This is a genomic window from Cellulomonas biazotea (assembly GCF_004306155.1).
In the GTDB taxonomy this organism is placed as follows: domain Bacteria; phylum Actinomycetota; class Actinomycetes; order Actinomycetales; family Cellulomonadaceae; genus Cellulomonas; species Cellulomonas biazotea.
Window position 1 is genome coordinate 1 of sequence record NZ_BIMR01000434.1, and the last position, 3,460, is coordinate 3,460.

General features: G+C 76.7%; 5 protein-coding genes. 4 read left to right on the forward strand and 1 reads right to left on the reverse strand.

Translation table 11 applies throughout. From position 1 onward, the window contains the following. Positions 1–95: 95 nt before the first annotated feature. On the forward strand, positions 96–251 hold the full coding sequence (locus tag CBZ_RS21220) for a hypothetical protein (protein WP_165446871.1): 156 nt from the start codon (positions 96–98) through the stop codon (positions 249–251). 48 nt (positions 252–299) lie between these two features. Here CBZ_RS21220 and CBZ_RS19865 read toward each other — a convergent pair whose 3' ends face one another. Then, entirely contained in the window at positions 300–1,256 is a 957-nt protein-coding gene (locus CBZ_RS19865) for a 1,4-dihydroxy-2-naphthoyl-CoA synthase (protein ID WP_130783164.1), read from the reverse strand. Between the two features lie 212 nt (positions 1,257–1,468). Here CBZ_RS19865 and CBZ_RS19870 point away from each other — a divergent pair, with 212 nt between their 5' ends. The 3 genes from CBZ_RS19870 to CBZ_RS19880 all read left to right on the forward strand — a co-directional run. Further along, entirely contained in the window at positions 1,469–1,795 is a 327-nt protein-coding gene (locus CBZ_RS19870) for a DMT family transporter (RefSeq protein WP_130783161.1), read from the forward strand. After that, positions 1,792–2,511 (forward strand): TetR/AcrR family transcriptional regulator, encoded by a 720-nt coding sequence (locus tag CBZ_RS19875; protein ID WP_130783162.1) that lies wholly within the window; start codon positions 1,792–1,794, stop codon positions 2,509–2,511. The genes CBZ_RS19870 and CBZ_RS19875 overlap by 4 nt, the downstream gene beginning before the upstream one ends. Then, the coding region (locus CBZ_RS19880) for an o-succinylbenzoate synthase (RefSeq protein ID WP_130783163.1) at positions 2,511–3,460 on the forward strand (950 nt) is incomplete at its 3' end. The genes CBZ_RS19875 and CBZ_RS19880, both read left to right, overlap by 1 nt.

Consider the following 3,460-nt stretch of genomic DNA (forward strand, 5'->3'; position numbering starts at 1 on the left):
GGAGGCGGGTCCGCCCGAGGGCGGGGCCGACGGGCCGCGAGCTCCCGACGTAGGGGCGACGCGCCGACGCAGGGTGACGCGGCAGGCTCGTCACCATGACGACACCGCACCTGGCAGCACCCGAGCACAGCACGGCGTCGATGGGCGCCGTCGTCGCCGCGGGGGTCGTGCTGGTCGGTCTGGTCGTCGGCGCGGCGCTGGGGATCGGGCAGGTCCTCGACCTCGTGGCGTGGATGTTCGACCGGGCGTGAGGCTCCCGGCCCCCTGGGGGGCGCGCCTGACGCGGTGGAGGGACCGCGTCAGTACGCGTAGGGGAAGCCGGACCAGTCGGGGTCGCGTCTCTGGAGGAACGCGTCCCGGCCCTCGACGGCCTCGTCGGTCATGTAGGCGAGACGGGTGGCCTCACCCGCGAAGACCTGCTGACCGGCGAGGCCGTCGTCCGCGAGGTTGAAGGCGAACTTGAGCATGCGGATCGCCTGCGGCGACTTGGTCGCGATGATGCGGGCGTACTCCAGGCCCGCCGCCTCGAGCTCGTCGTGCGGGACGACGTCGTTGACCGCGCCCCACGCGTAGGCCTCGTCGGCCGAGTACTCGCGGGCGAGGAAGAAGATCTCGCGGGCCCGCTTCTGGCCGACCTGCCGCGCGAGCAGCGCCGAGCCGTAGCCGCCGTCGAACGAGCCGACGTTGGCGTCGGTCTGCATGAACCGCGCGTGCTCGCGGGACGCGATCGTGAGGTCGGCGACGACGTGCAGGGAGTGGCCGCCGCCCGCGGCCCAGCCGCCGACCAGCGCGACGACGACCTTCGGCATGGTGCGCATGAGCCGCTGCACCTCGAGGATGTGCAGCCGCCCGGCGCGCGCCGGGTCGACCTCGGCGGCGGTGTCGCCGTCGGCGTAGCGGTAGCCGTCGCGGCCGCGGATGCGCTGGTCGCCGCCGGAGCAGAACGCCCAGCCGCCGTCGCGCGGGCTCGGGCCGTTCCCGGTGAGGAGCACCGTGCCGACGGACGAGGTCGTGCGCGCGTGGTCGAGGACGCGGTGCAGCTCGTCGACGGTGTGCGGGCGGAACGCGTTGCGGACCTCGGGCCGGTCGAACGCGACGCGCACGACGGGCAGGTCGCGGCCGGTCGCACCGGCGGCGCGCTGCTCGGCGTCGGGCCGGGCGTAGCCGCGGTGGTAGGTGAGGTCGGTGAGGTCCTCGAAGCCGTCGACGGTGCGCCAGCGCGTGGGGTCGAACGTCGTGGACACGGCCGCGGGCAGCGGCGGCTCGGACGTCGGGCCGGGGGTGCCTGTCGTGGTCCGGTCCGTCGAGGGGTGCTGGTCGCTCACGCGGTCACCCTAGTTCGTCCGACCATTATGGTACGATCGTACCAGAATCGTGCGCGGGACGGCGGAACCTGACACCCGGCGTGCACGACGCCCGACCGGCCGGCGCCACGGCCCGACCCGGCGGGCAACGGAGGTGCACCCCCATGGCCTGGATCGTCCTCATCGTCTCCGGCGTGCTGGAGGCCGGCTGGGCGCTCAGCCTCAAGGAGTCGCACGGCTTCACGCGGCTGTGGCCCAGCGTGTGGTTCGTCGTCTTCGCCGTCGCGTCGTTCGCGGGCCTCAGCTTCGCGCTGCGCTCGCTGCCCGTCGGCGTCGCCTACGGCGTCTGGGTCGGCGTCGGTGCCGCGACCACCGCGGTCGCCGCCGCGATCATGCTGCACGAGCGCATGTCCGTCCTCACCGTGACGTCGCTCGTCCTCATCGTCGCGGGCGTCGTCGGGCTGCAGCTGTCGGGGTCCGGCCACGCGTGACCACGCGCACAGGCAAGGGCGAGCGGCGGCGTGAGCAGCTCGCGCACGCCGCCGCCGCGCTCGTCCTGCGCGAGGGGCCCGCGGCCCTGACGCACCGGCGCGTCGCCGCCGAGGCCGGTGCGTCGCTGTCCGCGACGACCTACTACTTCGCCGACCTCGACGACCTCGCCGCCGCGGCAGGGGCCGCGATGGTCGAGGAGTGGGCCGCGCACGCCGCGCACACCCTCGCGACCCTGACCGACGGGGCCGCAGCAGCAGACCCGGACGCACCAGCCGACCGACGCGCAGCCGTGGACCGCACGCGGGCCGCGGACGCCGTGGTCGACGCCGTCCTGCCCCCGGGCGACGACGACGCCGTCCGCCGCTACTACGAGCACCTGCTCGGGTCGGCCCGCAACCCCGCGCTCGCGCGGGCCTTCGCGGCCGGTCGCGCGCAGGTCGACGCCGTCGTCGAGCGGGTCGTCGCGCGCGTCGGTCTGGGACTGCCGGCGGCGGTCGCCGTCGCGCTCGTCGACGGGGCCGTCGTCAGCGCGCTCACCGAGGCGCGTCCCCTGCGCGCGACCGCCCGCACCCTGCTGCTCGACGCGACGGGCCACGGCCGGCGGCCCGTCGGGGACGACGCCGTGCCGCGGACGCCCGCTGCCCCGGACACGACGACGGCTGCCCCGACGGCGACCGCGGCGGACGGGCGCGCGACGCGACGTACCCTGGCCTGATGCCCGCGCCCCTGCCGACGACGGCCGTCTGGTCCGTGCCGATGCGCACCCGCTTCCGGGGCCTGACCAGCCGCGACGGCGTGCTCGTGCGCGGCGACGCGGGCTGGGGAGAGTTCAGCCCGTTCTGGGACTACGACGCCGCGGAGTCGGCCGCGTGGTGGCGCGCGGCGCGCGAGGCCTCGGACGAAGGCTGGCCCGCCCCGGTCCGGGACCGCGTCCCGGTGAACGTGACGATCCCCGCGGTCGACGCCGAGACGGCCCACCGGCTCGTCCGCGCGTCGGGCGGGTGCACGACCGCGAAGGTCAAGGTCGCCGAGCCCGGGCAGTCGCTCGCCGACGAGGTCGCCCGGCTCGAGGCGGTCCGCGACGCCCTCGGCCCGGGCGGTGCGATCCGGGTGGACGCGAACGCCGCGTGGGACGTCGACACCGCGGCCGCACGCCTGGCGGTCCTCGACAGGGCGGCGGGCGGGCTCGAGTACGCGGAGCAGCCGGTGCCGACCGTCGCGGACCTCGCCGCGCTGCGCCGCCGCACGTCCGTCCCGCTCGCGGCGGACGAGTCGGTGCGACGGGCCGCCGACCCGCTCGCCGTCGCCCGCGCGCACGCCGCCGACATCGTCGTGCTCAAGGTGCAGCCGCTCGGCGGGGTCCGCGCGTGCCTGCGGATCGCGCAGGAGTGCGGGCTGCCCGTCGTCGTGTCGTCCGCCCTGGAGTCGTCGGTGGGCCTCGCGGCGGGCGTCGCGCTCGCGGCCGCCCTGCCGGACCTGCCGTACGCGTGCGGCCTCGCGACGGCCCAGCTCCTCACCGCGGACGTCGTGCGCGACCCGCTGCTGCCGGTCGACGGCGCGCTGCCCGTGCGCCGCCCGGTGCCCGACCCCGACCTGCTGGCGTCGCACGCGGCGCCCGCCGACCTCGACGCCCGGTGGCGTGCGCGCGTGGAGGAGGTCCGCGC